At 74.3% G+C, this 17,654-nt stretch carries 15 protein-coding genes and 1 riboswitch; of the genes, 7 read left to right on the top strand and 8 right to left on the bottom strand.

Annotation, left to right across the window (positions count from 1 at the left end; genetic code table 11):
• The first annotated feature begins 23 nt into the window (after positions 1–23).
• On the top strand, positions 24–1,439 hold the full coding sequence (locus HCJ92_RS07845; RefSeq protein ID WP_167932727.1) for a DNA polymerase IV: 1,416 nt from the start codon (positions 24–26) through the stop codon (positions 1,437–1,439).
• A gap of 30 nt (positions 1,440–1,469) precedes the next feature.
• On the opposite strand, the gene HCJ92_RS07840 is transcribed toward HCJ92_RS07845, so the two are convergent.
• Positions 1,470–1,931 carry a PRC-barrel domain-containing protein gene (locus tag HCJ92_RS07840; RefSeq protein WP_167932726.1) on the bottom strand — a complete coding sequence of 154 codons (462 nt, stop codon included), beginning with the start codon at positions 1,929–1,931 and terminating at the stop codon, positions 1,470–1,472.
• 169 nt (positions 1,932–2,100) lie between these two features.
• Positions 2,101–2,198: riboswitch (glycine riboswitch) on the top strand.
• Positions 2,199–2,383: 185 nt separating this feature from the next.
• Between HCJ92_RS07840 and gcvP the strand changes: the two genes are divergently transcribed.
• Positions 2,384–5,275, top strand: a complete 2,892-nt coding sequence (gene gcvP / locus HCJ92_RS07835) for an aminomethyl-transferring glycine dehydrogenase (RefSeq protein WP_167932725.1) — start codon at positions 2,384–2,386, stop codon at positions 5,273–5,275.
• 90 nt (positions 5,276–5,365) lie between these two features.
• Here the strand turns inward: gcvP and HCJ92_RS07830 are convergent, their stop codons facing one another.
• Positions 5,366–5,923, bottom strand: a complete 558-nt coding sequence (locus HCJ92_RS07830) for a hypothetical protein (RefSeq protein ID WP_167932724.1) — start codon at positions 5,921–5,923, stop codon at positions 5,366–5,368.
• A gap of 330 nt (positions 5,924–6,253) precedes the next feature.
• Between HCJ92_RS07830 and HCJ92_RS07825 the strand changes: the two genes are divergently transcribed.
• Together HCJ92_RS07825 and HCJ92_RS07820 are read left to right on the top strand one after the other, a co-directional pair.
• Positions 6,254–7,744: a glutamate-cysteine ligase family protein gene (locus HCJ92_RS07825; RefSeq protein WP_167932723.1), complete on the top strand. Its 1,491-nt coding sequence runs from the start codon at positions 6,254–6,256 to the stop codon at positions 7,742–7,744.
• A 165-nt stretch (positions 7,745–7,909) separates the two neighbouring features.
• Positions 7,910–8,677 (top strand): CPBP family intramembrane glutamic endopeptidase, encoded by a 768-nt coding sequence (locus HCJ92_RS07820; protein WP_167932739.1) that lies wholly within the window; start codon positions 7,910–7,912, stop codon positions 8,675–8,677.
• Between the two features lie 90 nt (positions 8,678–8,767).
• On the opposite strand, the gene HCJ92_RS07815 is transcribed toward HCJ92_RS07820, so the two are convergent.
• From HCJ92_RS07815 to HCJ92_RS07805, 3 genes are all read right to left on the bottom strand, one after another.
• A complete protein-coding gene (locus HCJ92_RS07815; RefSeq protein WP_167932722.1) occupies positions 8,768–9,589 on the bottom strand; it encodes a PhzF family phenazine biosynthesis protein in 822 nt (273 codons plus the stop codon).
• Positions 9,590–9,676: 87 nt separating this feature from the next.
• Positions 9,677–9,877 (bottom strand): hypothetical protein, encoded by a 201-nt coding sequence (locus HCJ92_RS07810; RefSeq protein WP_167932738.1) that lies wholly within the window; start codon positions 9,875–9,877, stop codon positions 9,677–9,679.
• A 207-nt stretch (positions 9,878–10,084) separates the two neighbouring features.
• Positions 10,085–10,810, bottom strand: a complete 726-nt coding sequence (locus HCJ92_RS07805) for a pyridoxamine 5'-phosphate oxidase family protein (RefSeq protein ID WP_167932721.1) — start codon at positions 10,808–10,810, stop codon at positions 10,085–10,087.
• Positions 10,811–10,883: 73 nt separating this feature from the next.
• Between HCJ92_RS07805 and HCJ92_RS07800 the strand changes: the two genes are divergently transcribed.
• A complete protein-coding gene (locus tag HCJ92_RS07800; protein ID WP_167932720.1) occupies positions 10,884–12,194 on the top strand; it encodes an aminotransferase class I/II-fold pyridoxal phosphate-dependent enzyme in 1,311 nt (436 codons plus the stop codon).
• A 60-nt stretch (positions 12,195–12,254) separates the two neighbouring features.
• Here the strand turns inward: HCJ92_RS07800 and HCJ92_RS07795 are convergent, their stop codons facing one another.
• The 3 genes from HCJ92_RS07795 to HCJ92_RS07785 all read right to left on the bottom strand — a co-directional run bounded on the left by HCJ92_RS07795 (position 12,255) and on the right by HCJ92_RS07785 (position 16,447).
• Entirely contained in the window at positions 12,255–13,235 is a 981-nt protein-coding gene (locus HCJ92_RS07795; protein ID WP_167932719.1) for an LLM class flavin-dependent oxidoreductase, read from the bottom strand.
• Positions 13,236–13,337: 102 nt separating this feature from the next.
• Positions 13,338–15,638: an exo-beta-d-1,3/1,6-glucosidase gene (locus HCJ92_RS07790; protein WP_167932718.1), complete on the bottom strand. Its 2,301-nt coding sequence runs from the start codon at positions 15,636–15,638 to the stop codon at positions 13,338–13,340.
• Positions 15,639–15,886: 248 nt separating this feature from the next.
• Positions 15,887–16,447, bottom strand: coding sequence for a DUF6924 domain-containing protein (locus HCJ92_RS07785; protein ID WP_167932717.1), 561 nt, complete (start codon positions 16,445–16,447; stop codon positions 15,887–15,889).
• Positions 16,448–16,586: 139 nt separating this feature from the next.
• Between HCJ92_RS07785 and HCJ92_RS07780 the strand changes: the two genes are divergently transcribed.
• Both HCJ92_RS07780 and HCJ92_RS07775 read left to right on the top strand, forming a co-directional pair.
• Complete coding sequence (locus HCJ92_RS07780) at positions 16,587–17,417, top strand: HipA family kinase (protein ID WP_167932716.1); 831 nt, start codon at positions 16,587–16,589, stop codon at positions 17,415–17,417.
• A partial coding sequence (locus HCJ92_RS07775) for a DUF3037 domain-containing protein (RefSeq protein WP_167932715.1) occupies positions 17,414–17,654 on the top strand: 241 nt, incomplete at its 3' end. The genes HCJ92_RS07780 and HCJ92_RS07775, both read left to right, overlap by 4 nt.

Raw genomic sequence — 17,654 nt, 5'->3', positions numbered from 1 at the left:
AGCCGTGCGGCAGTATCGGACACATGCGGGCCGAACCCTCGGTGCTCCATCTCGACATGGACGCCTTCTACGCCTCGGTCGAGCAGGCCTCCAAGCCGAGTCTGCGCGGACGACCGGTCGTCGTCGGGGGAACGGGGCTGCGGGGCGTCGTCGCCACCGCCTCCTACGAGGCCCGACGCTTCGGCGTCCGGTCCGCGATGCCGGTGGCCCAAGCCCGACGGCTCTGCCCGAACGCCGCTTACCTCCATCCGCGCTTCTCGCTCTACCGCGAGGTCAGCGTCACCGTGATGGAGCTGCTGGGAGCACTCTCGCCGCTGGTGGAGCCGCTGAGCCTGGACGAGGCGTTCGTCGATCTCGCAGCGGGCCCGCTCGGCTCCGGCGGACGCCCGCCCCGGGCGCTGGAGTGTCGCAGGGTGGGGCGCGACATCCGGTCGGCGATCCGCGAGGCGACCGGCCTCGGCGCCTCGGTCGGGCTGGCCGGGTCGAAGATGCTTGCCAAGATCGCGTCGGAACGGGCCAAGCCCGACGGCCTGCTGCTGCTGGAGCCCGGAACCGAACGCGCCTTCCTCGCACCGCTGCCGGTGCGGGTGCTGCCTGGGGTCGGCCCCGCCACGGAGGCCACGCTGCGGCGCGCGGGCATCGCCACCGCCGGTGAGGCGGTGGCGGCCGGTCACGCCGAGCTGGTGCGACTGCTGGGGCAGGCCCACGGCAGCGGCCTGCACGACCTGTCGCGGGGTCTGGACGACCGCCCGGTCGTCGCCGAGCGGGACGCGAAATCGGTCTCCGTGGAGGACACCTTCGCCGAGGACCTCACCGACCGGGCGCGCGTCCGCTGGGAGGTCGACCGTCTCGCGGGGCGCTGCGTGAGCCGACTGCGGGCCGCCGGCCGCTCCGGGCGCACCGTGGTGCTCAAGGTCCGGTCGCACGACTTCACCACCGTCACCCGTTCCGAGACGCTGCGCGGGCCGACCGACGACCCGGCGGTCGTCAAGGAGGCCGCGGCCCGGCTGCTGGCAGGTGTGGACACCATCACCGGCGTGCGGCTGCTCGGGGTGGGGGTGAGCGGGCTGGCCGACTTCACTCAGGAGGACCTCTTCGCCCAGTCCGGCTGGGGCAGGGGTGTTGAGCCCGGTGGGACGGAGACCGCGGGTGAGCGGGGAGCGGGGCCCGGCTCAGGCGGTGCGCCGGACGGGCGGCCACCGGAGGAGGTGGCGGCCCGTCGGTGGCTGCCCGGCATCGACGTGACGCACCCGGAGTACGGGCCGGGTTGGGTGCAGGGGAGCGGGGTCGGCCGGGTGACCGTACGTTTTGAGACACCGGAGAGCGCTCCCGGTAGGGTCCGCACCTTCGCGGTGGAGGACCCGGAGCTCACCCCGGCCGATCCGCTGCCGCTGCCGGGGGCACCGACCGGTGGGCCGGCGTCGGCGGCGAGGGACTGAGAGCCCCACCGGGGTGACCCCCGCCGCAGGTCACAGCTCCGTGCCGCCACCGGCCGCGGCGTCGCCGCCCCGCGGGGCGGCAGCGGTGCCGCGCTCGGGGGCCGTGGGGCCGGCGAGGTGACCGAAGTCGACGTCGGGCGGCGTCCCCTTTCCTCCCGGGCGCGTCGGCTCGGACGCGCCCGGGACCTCGATGCCGTAGTGGCGGTAGAGCTCCAGCTCCTGCTCGGGCGAGAGATGCCGTCCCACTCCGAAGTCGGGGGCGCCCCGGATGAGAGAGCGCTCGAAGGGGACCCGGAGGGCGTCGTCCACCAGCTCGCTGGGCTCCAGCGGGACGAAGGCGTCCCGGCTGAACAACCCGGTGCGCACAGCCGCCCACTCGGGTTCACCGGTCGCGTCGTCCAGGTAGACCTCGTCCACGGTGCCGATCTTGGCGCCGTTGCAGTCGAATGCCTTTCGCCCGATCAGGGTGCGCGGATCGATGTCGGTCTGCACGGGTGCCTCCGCCTCGTTCTTTCGCCGTCGCTGCGGCTGTGACTGTGTGGCTCTCGACAGTGCTGCTACCCCCTTGCGCACTACGAAAGGCCAGAATCGGCACGCCGGCCAGTCGAGAACTGCCCTCCGGACGGCCCGGGAGCCCGCTGGTAGGCTCGAACACGGTTGTTGAACCCGCGCGGGAGAGTCCGCCGGCCGTGTTGCCGGTGGCGCCGAAGGAGCAAATCCTCCCCGGAATCTCTCAGGCACCCGTACCGCGCGGGCGAAGCCACTCTGGAAAGCAGAGGCGGCCCGGACGTGTCCGGTCTCGTACGCGTCCGCCTCTCACCGACGGTGAAAGCCGTGCCCCCGCGGCGCGGTGAAGCTCTCAGGTCGTGATGACAGAGGGGGAGGCGCTCGGGCACCGACGAACCGGTGCCCGCAGGCCGTGTGGACCAGGAGGCCCTCCCGACATGACCGCCAACCGTGCACCGCTCTCCGCGCTCGAACGAGGCGTACCGTTCGAGGACCGACACATCGGCCCCGACGCCGGCGACCGGGCGAAGATGCTCGCCCAGGTGGGCTACGCGAGTCTGGACGAGCTGACCGAGGCGGCCGTCCCGGCGGCCATCGCCTCCGCGGAGTCCCTGCGGCTTCCCGAGGCGCGCAGCGAGGCGGCGGTTCTCGCCGAGCTCCGTGGGCTGGCCGACCGCAACAAGGTGCTCCACCCCATGATCGGCCTCGGCTACCACGGGACGATCACCCCGCCGGTGATCCTGCGGAACGTCATGGAGAGCCCCTCCTGGTACACGGCGTACACCCCCTACCAGCCGGAGATCTCCCAGGGCCGGCTGGAGGCGCTGCTGAACTTCCAGACCGTCGTCGCCGACCTCACCGGCCTCCCCACCTCCGGCGCGTCGCTGCTGGACGAGGGCACTGCCGCGGCCGAGGCCATGGCTCTCTCGCGGCGGGTCGGCAAGGTCAAGGGCGGCGTCTTCCTGGTGGACTCCGACTGCCTGCCCCAGACCGTCGCCGTGCTGCGCACCCGCGCCGAGCCGACCGGGGTGGAGGTCGTGACGGCCGACTTGACCGAGGGCATCCCCGACGCCGTCGCGGGCCGCGGTGTCTTCGGCGTCCTCCTCCAGTACCCGGGCGCAGGCGGGGCGGTGCGCGACCTCCGCCCGGTCGTCCGGGGGGCGCACGAACTCGGCGCGGTGGTGACCGTCGCCGCCGACCTGCTCGCCCTCACCCTGCTCACCTCGCCGGGTGAGCTCGGCGCGGACATCGCGGTGGGCACCAGCCAGCGGTTCGGCGTGCCCATGGGCTTCGGCGGGCCGCACGCCGGCTACATGGCGGTCCGGGAGAAGTTCGCCCGCAGCCTCCCCGGCCGCCTGGTCGGCGTCTCCTACGACGCGGACGGCGCGCAGGCGTACCGGCTCGCGCTCCAGACACGCGAGCAGCACATCCGCCGCGAGAAGGCCACCAGCAACATCTGCACCGCGCAGGTGCTGCTGGCCGTCATGGCCGGCATGTACGCCGTGCACCACGGCCCCGACGGGTTGGCGCAGATCGCCCGCCGTACCCACCGTTACGCGGCGTTGCTGGCCGCCGCGCTGCGCGGAGCGGGCCGGGAGGTGGTCCACGCGGCCTTCTTCGACACGGTGACGGTCCGCGTCCCCGGCGGCGCCGCCGGCGTCGTCGAGGCGGCCCGCCGATCCGGTGTCAACCTTCGGCTCACCGACGAGGACCACGTCGGGGTGAGCTGCGACGAGACGACCGGCCGCGAGCAGATCACGGCGGTGCTGGCCGCCTTCGGCGTGACCGACCCGACGGACCTCGACGCGCTCGACGCCGCCACCGCCGACGCGCTGCCCGAGCCGCTGCTGCGTCAGGACACCTACCTGACCCACCCGGTCTTCCACAGCTACCGCTCCGAGACGGCGCTCCTGCGCTACCTCCGGCGGCTCGCCGACCGCGACTACGCGCTGGACCGGGGGATGATCCCGCTCGGATCCTGCACGATGAAGCTCAACGCCACCACCGAGATGGAGCCGGTGACCTGGCCCGAGTTCGGCGGGATCCACCCGTTCGCCCCGGCCGACCAGGCGGAGGGCTACCTCACGCTGATCCGCGAGCTGGAGGACCGGCTCGCGGAGATCACCGGCTACGACGCCGTCTCGCTGCAGCCCAATGCCGGCTCGCAGGGCGAACTGGCCGGGCTGCTGGCCGTCCGCGCGCACCACCGCGCCTCCGGGCAGCCGCAGCGCGACGTCTGCCTGATCCCGTCCTCCGCCCACGGCACCAACGCCGCCAGTGCCGTGATGGCCGGGATGCGCGTCGTGGTGGTGCGCACCGGCGACAACGGCGACGTGGACACCGACGACCTCCACGCCAAGATCGAGCAGCACCGCGAGCAGCTGTCGGTGCTGATGGTCACCTACCCCTCGACGCACGGCGTGTTCGAGGACAACATCGGCGAGATCTGCGCGGCCGTGCACGACGCGGGCGGACAGGTCTACGTCGACGGTGCCAACCTCAACGCCCTGGTCGGACTCGCCCGCCCCGGCCGCTTCGGCGCGGACGTCTCCCACCTGAACCTGCACAAGACCTTCTGCATCCCCCACGGAGGCGGCGGCCCCGGGGTCGGCCCCGTGGCGGTGCGCGCGCACCTCGCGCCCTACCTGCCCAACCACCCGCTCCAGCCGGCGGCCGGCCCCGAGACAGGTGTCGGCCCGATCTCGGCGGCGCCCTGGGGCTCCGCGGGGATCCTGCCGATCTCCTGGGCCTACGCCCGGCTGATGGGCCCGGACGGGCTCCGCCACGCCACGCAGACCGCCGTCCTCGCAGCCAACTACGTGGCCCGGCGGTTGGAGCCGCACTTCCCGGTGCTCTACGCCGGCCCCGGCGGCCTGGTGGCACACGAGTGCATCATCGACGTCCGCCCACTCACCAAAGCCACCGGCGTCTCCATCGACGACGTGGCCAAGCGACTGGTCGACTACGGGTTCCACGCCCCGACGATGTCCTTCCCCGTCGCAGGCACCCTGATGATCGAGCCCACGGAGAGCGAGGACCTCACCGAGATCGACCGGTTCTGCGACGCGATGATCGCGATCCGTGCCGAGATCGACAAGGTCGCCGCCGGGGAATGGCCGGTCGACGACAACCCGCTCCGTAACGCGCCGCACACCGCGGCGACCCTCACCGGTGGCTGGGACCACCCGTACACTCGCCAGGAGGCGGTCTTTCCGTCGGGAGTCACCCCGGCGGACAAGTACTGGCCGCCGGTGCGGCGCATCGACGGCGCCTACGGCGACCGGAACCTGGTGTGCTCCTGCCCGCCCATGGAGGAGTACGACGGCTGACGCCGCGAGAGCACGGACCGGGGCCGGCACCACCGCGACAGCGGTGGTGCCGGCCCCGGCGCGTTCACGGGTCGCTCTCCGGTCCCCGGGTCAGCCGACGAGCGGTGTCGCGAGCCGACTGCTGAGCAGCGGGAGCAGGACGGAGATCGACAGCGGCCGGTAGGGCGCGATCCCGGGCGGCGCCGGTGCCAGCGGCACCAGCAGGTCCGCCTCACCCGGCCTGCCGTCGGAGGCGCCCGCCGCCGTGTCGGCGTGCAGCCAGAGCGTGTGCATGTAGAGGCGGGGCACCGACAGCAGCCGGGGCTGCCAGGGTTCCGCCGACTGGTCCGCGCTGGACAGCGCAAACTCGGTCGACGCGACGAACGGCCCGTCGAAGAAGTGCGAGAACGCCCACCCGTCGGGGGTGAGCGTCGCCTCCGCGGCGCTCACCGGAACACCGCCGCGGGCCAGGAGGAACCGCCAGCCGGCGAGTTGCGGCACGCCACCGGGCGAGCCGGGGTCCAGGAGGTACAGCGGCAGCGGCCGGACGGGCAGGAGGGCGGCGCGGTCGCCGTGCGGGTCATGCGGTGACCGGGGTGTGGACGAGCGGAGCGCCGCGGACAGGCAGCGTTCCGCCGGAGCGGGAACCGGTAGGGCATGCAGGGGCATGGGGGCCGCCTCTCAAGAAATTGGGAGACACGCGTCGGCGGAGTTTAGACGAATTGTGTTCCGCGAGTGTTTCCCCTAGCACGGGGTGGGCCTCCTGCCCAGCCCACTACCGGCCGAGAGGCATGAATTCGAAGGGGTTCCGGAACCGATGGGGAAGTGGCTCAGGCAAATAACGGGACGAGAAATACCGGAGGCCGGTGCCGCCACATTGTGCCAACGGGATATGCGCTACGGGAGGCGTGCGACACGCCCGCCCGTGCCGGGGGTCGCGTTACCCGACGGCCCGCCTGGGCATGATCACGGCACCGTAGGGAGAAGGAGGGTGCCGACATGGGCGCTGACGTGGACGCCGGTGGATTCGGCCCCGCCGACAGGCAGCGGTTCCGCGACCGGTTGCGCGACTGCCGACAGGCGCTCGAACAGTTGCTGGCGGACGGGGCGTTCGACCGGCCGCGCGGACTTATCGGGCTGGAGGTGGAGGTCAGCCTCGCGGACGCGGACGGTGCGCCGCGGATGGTCAACGACGAAGTGCTCACCGGAATGGCGACCTCCGATTTCCAGAGCGAACTGGGCAAGTTCACTCTGGAACTCAATATGGCACCCCGCGTGCTCGCCGGCAGGGTCTTCGACGATCTGGCCGAGGAGATGCGGATCGCCTTCGGCTACGCGGACCGGGTCGGAGCTGAATTCGGTGCACGCCCGGTGCTGGTCGGGATACTGCCGACGATCACCGGCGACGAACTCGGGCGGGGAAACCTCTCCGAGGGCGACCGCTACACGCATCTGAACGACCAGATCATGGCCGCGCGCGGTGAGCTCCTGCAGATCGACATCACCGGCGCGGAGACACTGCGCCGCACCTTCGACTCGATCGCCCCCGAGTCGGCGTGCACCGCGGTCCAGTTCCATCTCCAGGTCACACCGGAGCGCTTCGCCGAGGTGTGGAACGCCGCCCAGGTCGCCTCGGCCGCCCAGATCGCTGTTGGGGCAAACTCCCCGTTCGCCTTCGGCCGGGAGCTGTGGCACGAGTCCCGTGCCCCGCTGTTCCTCCAGGCCACCGACAGCAGGCCGCCCGAGCTGGCGGCGCAGGGCGTGAGGCCGCGGTCCTGGTTCGGGGAGCGCTGGATCGGTTCGGTGGAGGAGCTCTTCGACGAGAACCTCCGCTGGTTCCCGGCGCTGCTCCCCGTCTGCGAGGAGGAGGACCCCCTCGCCACCCTCGCTGCGGGCGGTGTGCCCCGGTTGAAGGAGATGGTGCTGCACAACGGCACGGTCTACCGGTGGAACCGCCCCGTCTACGACGTCACCGACGGAGTGCCCCACCTGCGCGTCGAGAACCGGGTCCTGCCCACCGGGCCGACCGTCACCGACATGATCGCCAACGCCGCCTTCTACTACGGGCTGGTCCGCGGCCTCGCCGAGCAGCCGGAACCAGTCTGGAACCGGCTCCCGTTCGAGGACGCCGCCCACAACTTCGAAGACGCGTGCCGCCACGGCATCGGGGCCACCTTCCGCTGGCCCCGACGAGGGCGGGGAGCGGGCGGCGAGGAGGTCGGCGCCGCCGAGCTCGTGCTCCGGGAACTGCTCCCGCTCGCCGCCTCCGGCCTCGACTCCTGGGGCGTCTCCGCCGCCGACCGCGACCACTACCTCGGGGTGATCGAGGGGAGGTGCCGCCGCAGGATCACGGGATCGGGCTGGCAGACTCGCTTCTACCACCGCGCGCTGGAGGCCGGGACGAGCCGTGAGGCCGCCCTCGGCGAACTCGTGCGGCGCTACTGCGAACTGGCCCGGTCCGACGAACCGGTGCACCTCTGGCCGCTGTGACCGCGCCCGTTCGCGTGGGTGCCGCCGCGCGGCGGCACCCACGGACACGGCGGAAGGACAGCGGTGCACACAGCGGAGAGCGGCACACCGGGTCGCAGCGGCGGTGACGCGTCGGGTGACGGGCGTCGCGGCGGCTCCGACGGCGGCCGATGGCTCGACGACGGCCTGCCCGACCCGCGACTGCTGCGCCAGGAGCTGGTCATCGTCCTGGCGCTGTCGCTCGGCGCCGCGGCGCTGCGCGCCGTCATCAACTTCACCGACGTCGTGACCCGGCCCGGCGGGCTCAACGACTACGCGGCCAACCTGAACTCCTCGCGCGCGGACCGGCCGTGGTTCGACCTGGCCTGGCAGCTGGTCAGCATCGGGGTGCCCCTGGTCCCCGTCCTGCTGGTCGGCTACCTGCTGCTGCGTGAGCTGCCCGGCGGCCGGGGGCCCGGCATGCCCGCCATCGGGTTCGACCTGCGGCGCCCCGGGTTCGACCTCGGCCGGGGCGCGGTGGTCGCCGCCGGCATCGGCGGCAGCGGGCTGCTGCTGTACCTCGGGGCACAGGCCGCCGGCTTCAACCTGACGGTCGTGCCGGAGTCACTTCCCGGGGAGTGGTGGAAGTTCCCGGTGCTCATCGGATCGGCGATCCAGAACTCGGTGGTGGAGGAGGTCATCGTCGTCGGCTACCTGCTGCGACGGCTCTCCCAGTTGGGCTGGGCGCCCCTGGCGGCCCTGCTGTTCAGCTCGCTGCTGCGCGCCACCTACCACCTCTACCAGGGGATCGGCGGGTTCATCGGCAACTTCGTGATGGGCGTCATCTTCGTGCTCCTCTACCGCCGTTGGGGCCGGGTGATGCCACTGGTCGTGGCGCACGCGCTCATCGACATCGTGGCGTTCGTCGGGTACGCGGTGCTCGCCGGCCGGGTGGACTGGCTCCCGACGCCGTGACCCCCGCGGGGCGCCGCTGCCCGGGGCGTCCCGGGCAGCGGCGCGCGCCTCCGGCCGACCGGCACCTCCCCCCGTCGCGGTGGAGCGATGTCAGGGCGTGCGCAGGAAGGTGCCCTCCATGACCGTCACCGCGTCGCCCGTCAGCAGGGTGCGATCGCCTCGCAGGGCGACCCGGACCCTGCCGCCGCGCGCCGACGCCTGGTGGCCGACAAGCTCGCTCCGGCCGAGCCGCTCCGCCCACAGCGGGGCGAGCGCCGTGTGGGCACTGCCGGTCACCGGGTCCTCCGGTACGCCGACCGCCGGCCCGAAGAACCGCGAGACGAAGTCGTACCCGGTGTGCGAGCCGTCCGCGGCGGCGGTGACGATGACGCCGCGCCCGGGGAGCTCCGCCAGCGCTCCCAGGTCGGGCCGCAGTGCGCGGACGGCCGCCTCGTCGGGGAGCTCCACCAGCAGGTCGCCCACGTCGGGTCCGGTGTCGTGGCCGCCGACGACCGGCGCCCCCAGCGCGGCTGCCACGGCCTCGGGAACCTCCACCTCCCGCAGCGGTGCGGTGGGGAAGTCGAGCGTCAACGAGCCCTCGGCCGTCGGTGTCGCGGTGAGCACGCCGCTGAGGGTCGCGAAGCGCTGCACGCCCGCCACGCCCTCCGCGCTCGCCAGGACGTGCGCGGTGGCGAGTGTCGCGTGACCGCACATGCGGACCTCGGTGGTCGGGGTGAACCACCGCAGCGCCCAGTCGGCCGGCCCGCCCGGGGGCAGCGGGTGCACGAAAGCCGTCTCCGACAGGTTCACCTCCGCGGCGACACCGGCCACGGTCGCTTCGCCCGGGAAACCGTCGGCGGCGAGGACGACCACGGCGGCCGGGTTGCCGGCGAACGGGCGGTCGGTGAAGGCGTCTACGTAGCGGATGCGCATACCCGGGAGTCTAGGCAGCCCGCAGCCCGCAGCCCGCAGCCCGCAGCCCACTCGTCCGGTCGGCGCTCGCTGCGCCCCGCCCGGGCGTCACACCTGCTGGCGAGCGGGGTCCGGCCCCGTGGCCAGCCACCAGATCCGGGCGGAGTCGAAGGCGTCGGAGGCGCGTGGACGCCGTGCGTCGTCGTGGCAGTGGAACGCCGCCCAGAACAGGTCGCCCGGGAGCGCATCGAGCGGTGCGTACACCCGGTAGACGTAGCTGCTCCCGTCCTCGGCGGCCAGCGCCACCATCCACACACCCGGCCCGTCCGGGTCCGTCGTGCCCGCCTGCACCGCCCCTCCCCACGCCCGACCCCTCCCGGTGCCGTGCCGGCTCCGGCGGCCCGTCCCCGGCGGGCGGCACCATGGTGGCAGCCGGGGACGGCTCGTGCGGCGGGAACACGTGAGATGTCAAACCCGTGCGTGAGTCCGTGGGGCGTCGCGCGTGCGCGGCGGTCGTCAGCCCGCGGCGGCGGTCAGGTAGCGGGGGAGCGGGGCGACGCAGTCGGGGGCCGGCTCGGGCGCCCCGGCGGCCCGGCGCAGCGGTACCACGCCGCTCCAGTGCGGCAGCGCCAGGTCCGCCTCGTCGTCGTTGGGCCCGCCAGCCCGCACCTTGGCGGAGACCTCCGCGAGTTCCAGCGCCAGGACCGCCGTCGCCGCGGCCTCGCGCCGGTCCGCGGGCCGGCAGTCCGCCGACCGTCCCGGGACCACGTGGTCGACCAGGAGGCCGAAGGCGCGGTCCAGTTCTCCCGGATCGGTGACGCGGCGCGCCGCGCCGTGGACCACGACCGAGCGGTAGTTGACGGAGTGGTGGAACGCGGAGCGGGCCAGTACCAGCCCGTCGACGAGGGTGACCGTGACGCACACGGGCAGGGGCTCGGCCTGCGCGGCGTGGAGCGGGCGTGAGCCGGTCGAGCCGTGCAGGTACAGGCGCTCGCCGTCCCGGGCGTACAGCGTCGGCAGCACCACCGGCGCGCCGTCGCGCACGAACCCGAGGTGGCAGACGAACTCGGCGTCCAGCACCGCGTGGACGAGCTCCCGGTCGTAGCGCGCGCGGTCCCGGCCACGGGTGGGCACGGTCCGTCCGGTCCGTGCGTACGTGGCGGCCGGCCGGCCGTCGAGGGCGTCGGGCTCACCGGCGGCGGAGGGGCTGCCGGGCCCGTTCGCCGGGGTCGTGGATTCCATGGTCGGTTCCGTCCTCGTCCTCGATACCGTATATTGCACTAGTGCAAATAGGATTCTGCACTAGGAGAAGTGCATGGGAACGTACCGCATCACCGGTCGCGGGGCCAGCGAGATCGCGGCCGACGTGGAGCAGGCCGTCGCGGGGGGCGGCCTCCGCCCCGGCGACCCGCTGCCGGCCATGCGCGCCCTCGCCGCCGACCTCGGCGTCAACCCCAACACCGTCGCCGCCGCCTACCGGACGCTCCGCGACCGCGGTGTGATCACCACCGACGGCAGACGGGGCAGCCGGGTCCGGCCCCGCCCGGTGACCACCCCGCGCGAGAGCCTCGGCGTGGAGATCACCCCCGATGTCCGCGACCTCGCCGGAGGCAACCCGGACCCCCTGCTGCTGCCGCCCCTCGCGCCCGTGCTCGCCGCACTCGGCGGGGATCCGGCTCCGGTGATGTACGGCGCGGCCGGGGTGGAGGAGTCGTTGCGCGAGGTCGTCACCGCGAGCCTGGCCGCCGACGGCGTCCCGGACGGGCCGCTCGCCGTCACCAGTGGAGCCCTCGACGCGGTGGAACGCGTGCTCGCCGCGCGGTTGCGCCCCGGCGACGCGGTCGCCGTCGAGGACCCGGGGTGGGGCAGCCTGCTCGACCTGCTGTCGGCCCTCGGACTGCGGACGCTCCCCGTGGCCCTCGACGACGAGGGACCGCTGCCGGACGCCACCGCCGCGGCACTCCGCGCTGGCGCCAGAGCGCTCGTCGTCACCGCGCGGGCCCAGAACCCCACCGGAGCAGCCGTCGGCGCGGTCCGGGCCCGGGAGCTGCGTACCGTGCTCGCCGACCGTCCCGACGTCCTGCTGGTCGAGGACGACCACGGCGACGGCATCGTCGACCTGCCGCTGCACCCGCTCGCGGGCGCGACCACGGCGTGGGCGTTCGTCCGCTCGGGCGCCAAGGCGCTGGGCCCCGACCTCCGGGTGGCCCATCTGACGGGCGACCCCACCACGGTGGCCCGGGTCGCCGGACGGCTGCGGCTGGGGCCCGGGTGGGTCAGCCACCTGCTCCAACGGGCGGTCGCCCGGCTCGCCGGCACCGACACCGGGGCCGCGGCCTCCTACCGCGCCCGACGCGCTGCGCTGGTCGGCGAGCTCGGGGCCCGCGGCGTCCCTGCCCGCGGCCGAAGCGGGCTCAACGTGTGGGTGCCCGTGGGCGACGAGACGGGCACGGTCTCCCGGCTGCTGCGCGACGGGTACGCCGTGGCCCCCGGGGCGCGCTTCCGCATCGACTCGCCTCCCGCCGTCCGGATCACCGTCTCCGCGCTCACCGAGGCGGAGATGCCCGAGGTGGCGGAGGCGGTCGCCCGCGCCTGCCGCCTCCCCCCGGCGCGGCGGCAGGGCTGAGCGACGACCGCGCGGGCCCGCCGCCGGGCCCAGCCCGCCCCGGCGCCGGCCGGGCGCGGCTCACACCACGGCTGCCAACGACGCGACCTCCGCCGAGGGGTCCGGTCCGGTCGGCAGCAGAACCGCGTCCGTGACGCCCGCAGCCGCCAACGCGGACAGCCCAGAGCGCACCTCGGTCGGGGTTCCCGCCAGCGCGAGCCGGGCGACCCACCCGTCGGGCAGTCGCCGGGCGAACTCCTCCCGGTCCGCGCAGCGCTCGCGCAGCGCCCGTACCTCCTCGCCGATGTCCATCGGTGCCAGATGGGGCGCCCAGTCCGGTTCCCCGATCCAGGCCAGCGCCGGTCGGGCCCGCTCCAGGGCCCGACCCCGGTCCGCGTCGACGGAGGCCACGTTGAAGGCCACCAGGCGGTGGGGCCCGGCCGCTCCGACAGCGGCCAGCGCCGCCCGCACGTACTCGGGGGAGGACGGCTCGGCCAGCACCGTGCCGTCGGCGATCCGCCCCGAGAGCGCGAGCGACCGGGGCCCACGGACACCCAGCAGCACGTCGGGCACCCGGTCGGGCAGCGCGGAGGGATCCAACGCCACCGCCGGTCCGCCCTCGGCCATCACCGGGCTCCCGCCGCGCAGCAGCGACCGCACCGCCGTGACATGGTCCGACAGCACCCCCAGCGGGCCGGTGCTCCACGCGCCGGCGGCACGCATCCAGGCGGGCATGCCGTGGCCCACACCCACCGTCAGCCGTCCCGGGAACAGCTGCGAGAGGGTCGCCACCTCCATGGCCGCGTACACCGCATTGCGCGCGCCGGCCGGGAGGATGCCGATGCCCACCTCCAGCCGCGTGGTGGCCAGGACCGCGGCGGCCTGCGCGACACCGCCGCGCCAGCTCATGTCCTCCACCGCCCACAGCGAGGTGAACCCGGCGTCCTGCGCGCGCCGCGCGTAGTCGAGCACCTCCCCGGCGGGGAGGTCCCGCGGCAGCAGCAGACCGATGCGCGGCTGCGGCGCCGCGTGGGCGGGAGCGTCCTCGAGTGGACGTGTCATGGCTCTCCTTGGTCCTGTGAGCGGTGGTCCCGGCTCTCCGCCGGGCCCGGCCCGTGCCGCCGAGCGGGGATCACGCACGGCGACACGGACCGACCGGGCGCGTCAGCCGGGCGGCAGCACCGTGAAGGGCACCGCGAGCAGGTCCTCCGTCCGGGAGGACGGGCCCACCAGGGCCTCGAACCCTCCCGGCTCGACCCGCCGCACCCCGGCCCCGTCCACGATGGAGCACTCCGCCACCGGCAGCTCGATCGCGACCCGACGCTCCTCGCCCGGCGCGAGGTCGACCTGCCGGAAGGCCTTCAGCTCCCGGTCGGTCCAGCTCGCGGAGGTGACCTCGTCCCGGATGTAGAGCTGCACTGTCTCCCGGACGGGCCGGTCCCCGGTGTTGGCGACGGTCACCTCGACCCGGACGGTGTCCGCGACGGTCAGCAGCGGGGAAGCCGCGACCGCCGCCCGGGAGTAGGCGACGGTCGAGTACGAGAGCCCCTCGCCGAAAGCGAAGGCCGGGGTCTGGGTGAGGTCGGCGTAGCGGGAGCCGTGCTGCCCGCGGACCTGGTTGTAGTAGGTGGGCTGCTGGCCCACGTGGCGCGGGAACGAGACGGGCAACCTGCCGGACGGCTCCGTGAGCCCCAGCAGCAGTTCCGCGACGGCCCGACCGCCCTCCATGCCGGGGTTCGCCACCCACAGGAGGGCGCCTGCCCGGTGCGCGGCGGGCGGCAGCACCAGCGGCTTCGACGCCAGCAGCACGACCACCAGCGGGGTGCCGGTGGCCTCCAGCGCCTCCAGCAGGGCCACCTGGCCGCCGAGCAGTTCCAGGGTCGCGGTGGACCGGCCCTCTCCCACCAGCTCGATCCGGTCGCCGACCACGGCGACCACGTGGTCCGCGTCGCGGGCCGCGGCGACGGCCTCCGCGATCAGGGCGTCGTCCGGCTCGGCGGGCACCACCACGGGCGGGCGGGGCTGGCCGTCGGGGAACAGGGCGCCCTCCGGGTCGGGCGCCAGCGAGAGGATCTCCGCCCCTCTGGCCTCCGTCACCCGCCAACCGTCCGGCACCGCCGCGCGCAAGCCGTCCAGCACGGTGGTGATCATCGAGCGCGGCTGCCCGTCCGGAAGCCAGTCGGCCTGGCCGGACGAACCGGCCCAGTCGCCCAACTGGGTCTGCGGGTCGTCCGCGAGCGGCCCGACCACCGCCACCGTGCGCACGGCCTCGGCCGCGGGGCCCTCGGTCGGCCCGTCACCGACGCGGACGAGGCCGCCGGCGAGGGGCAGCACGCCGTCGTTGGTGAGCAGCACCAGCGACCGCCGCGCGGCCTCCAGGTTCAACCGGGCGTGGTCGTCGGAACCGACCACCGCGCGCTGCCGTCGCGGCTCCGGCCGCCGAGGGTCCTCGAAGAGGCCGAGCTCGAACTTGAGGGCGAGGATGCGGCCCACCGCCCGGTCCAGGTCCTTCTCGGCCAGCATCCCCCGGTCGATGGCCTCCAGCGCCCCGGCGAAGAAGCCGGGGGTCGTCATGACCAGGTCGTTCCCGGCGCGCACCGCGGCAGCGGCGGCGTGGGCGTGGTCGGGCTGCACCCGCTGCTCCCACACCATGCGGCCGACGTTGTCCCAGTCGGTCACCAGGACGCCGGTGTACCCCCACTCGCCGCGCAGCACCTCGTCCAGCAGCCAGCTGTTGACGGTGATCGGTACGCCGTCGGTGGTCTGGTACCCCAGCATGAAGGTGCGGCAGCCTTCACGGGCGACCCGCTCGAAGGGCGGCAGGAACCACGAACGGAGCTTGCGGCGGGAGATGTCGGCCTCACTGGCGTCCCGACCGCCCTGCGTCTCGGAGTAGCCCGCGAAGTGCTTGGCGCACGCCAGCACGGCGGTGGCGTCGGTCAGCCCCTCGCCCTGGTAGCCCCGGACCATCGCGGAGGCCAGCTCGCCGATGAGGAACGGGTCCTCTCCGAACGTCTCGTTCACCCGCCCCCAGCGCAGGTCGCGTGCGATGCACAGCACGGGGGAGAACGTCCAGTGGATGCCGGTCGCCGACGCCTCCACCGCGGTCGCCCGCGCCACCCGGGCCAGCAGGTCCGCGTCCCAGGAGGCCGCCATGCCCAGCTGCGTCGGAAAGATGGTGGCACCCTCGAAGAACGAGTGCCCGTGGATGCAGTCCTCGCCCACCAGGAGCGGGATGCGGAGCCGGGTGCGCGCCGTCAGGTCGTGCGCGGCGGCCAGCCGTTCCGGAGAAGCGTGCAGCACCGAGCCGGCGTGGTGGGCCAGGACCACGTCCTCCAGGTCGCCGCGCGCGTCGAGCTGCAGCATCTGACCCGCCTTCTCCTGCGGGGTCATCAGCGCCAGCAGGTGGGCGACCCGGTCGGCCACCGACCGGGAGGTGTCGAGGTGGGGGAGCTGGTCGGTCATGGTTGCGTCTCTCCGTGGGTCGAGGCACGCACCACGGAGCTCCGCCGGCCCGAAGTCCCCGTGGCGAGGGCCAGTTGCGGCTCCCCCGGGACGGCCACCCCGGGTGCGCACGATCGTACATTCGCCGGGCGTGGACGGCAGGTGGGCGGAGCTCTTCCCGGGACAGGGGCGCCGCCCGGGACCTCGCGGCGCCGGGAGGTCCGGGGTCGCGGGGCCCGGCAGAGCGGCCGACCTCGGAGCGGCCGACCTCACATCAGCCGCACGACCCCGTCGTCGTCCGCGGCCTCCGCGAACTCCTCCCAGCCCATGTTCGCCGTCGTCAGGTTGTTCTCCACCTGCTGGACGGCGCGAGGGGTGGCACGCAGTCGGCGCACGGTGTCGTGGTCGGCGACATCGACGGAGACGAGCAGGAGGTGGTGCTCGGCGGACGTCATGGTGGTGGCGTCGGCCACCACCAGCAGCGTCGCCGCAGGCTCCTCGGGGCAGTCGGGGTCCGCCGGGACGCGCGCCACCAGCTCCGCCGCGGTCAGCCCCGCGAACCTGCGGTCCTCCACCGGCTCGACCTCCGCACGGAAGTACTCGCCACCGCCCTGGGGGTGCGGTGCCAGCACCGCGTCGCGGACCGCCGCCCAGGTCGCGTCGTCCCCGAAGTCCGTGCGGATCAGCGGGACGGTCTCCGTCATCGGCAACGTCGGCGACTCCCCGTCCACGCGTGTCCGCCACGGTTCGGAGGCGGTGGTCTCCGCACGTTCCTCCCGCCGTTCGAGTATGCGCCGCAGTCGTGCCAGTCGTCCGCTCTCGTCTTCCATGCTGCTCCGTTCGTCGTCGGCGGGCTCCGCCGCTGTCAGGCCGTCAGTCTGCCCCCGACCACTGACAGCACCGGGCCGCCGGCGCCCCCGTGCCCGGAGGTGGGCCGGCGGGGCGGCCCCGGACGGATAACCTGGCGCGATGCTCACCGAAGTCAGCGCGACGCGCTACATCACCCCGCTGCGGGAGGGCGGTTCGCTGCCCGGGCTGGTCGAGGCCGACGACCTGGGGACGTACGTCATGAAGTTCACCGGGGCCGGCCAGGGGCGCCGCACCCTGGTCGCCGAGGTGATCAGCGGCGAGCTCAGCCGGCGACTCGGCCTGCGCGTCCCCCGGTTGGCGGTGCTCGACCTCGACCCAGCCGTCGGGCGGGCCGAGCCCGACGAGGAGGTCCAGGCGCTGCTGCACGCGAGCCCCGGCCCGAACCTCGGCATGGACTACCTCCCGGGCTCCCTCGGTTTCGATCCGCTCGCCTACGCGGTCACGCCGGAGGAGGCGGGCCGGGTGGTGTGGTTCGACGCCCTGGTCAACAATGTGGACCGCTCCTGGCGCAACCCCAACATGCTGGTCTGGCACGGCGAGCTGTGGCTCATCGACCACGGGGCCACGCTCACCTGGCAGCACAACTGGCCGTCGGTCGCGAACGCCGCCGGCCGACCCTACGACGCCTCCGACCACGCGCTCGCGCCCTGCCGCCCCGACCTGCGGACGGCGGCCGGCGAGCTCGCCCCGCTGGTGACCGCGGACCTGCTCGCCGAGGTCGTCGCGCTCGTGCCCGACGCCTGGCTCACGGCCGACGACGAGACCGCCGACCCGGCGACGCTCCGCGCCCGCCACGCCGAGCTGCTGCTCGCCCGCGCCGCGCTGGTCTCCGGGAACATCACCGTGGGCGAGCCGACGCCTGTCCGCCGGCCCGCTCCACCCGGCTGGCTCGTCGCCCCGGCGCCCCGCCGGGCGGGGGAGGACCGATGACCGCCACCGCCCCACCGGTCCGCGACGTCTTCGAGTACGCGCTGCTCCGGGTCGTCCCCCGCGTCGAGCGGGGTGAGCACATCAACGCGGGGGTGCTGGTCTACTGCCGGCCGCGCGGTTTCCTCGCCGCCCTCGTCCATCTCGACCCCGACCGGCTGCGGGCGCTCGACCCCGGGGCGGACGTCGCGGGGGTGCGGGCCGCCCTCGCCGCCGCTCAGGCGCTCTGCGGCGGCGGCG

The organism is Streptomyces spiramenti (assembly GCF_012034385.1).
Taxonomy (GTDB): Bacteria; Actinomycetota; Actinomycetes; order Streptomycetales; family Streptomycetaceae; genus Streptomyces; species Streptomyces spiramenti.
The sequence above is the reverse complement of the archived record's forward strand: the minus strand, read 5'-3'. Positions and strand labels throughout refer to the sequence as shown.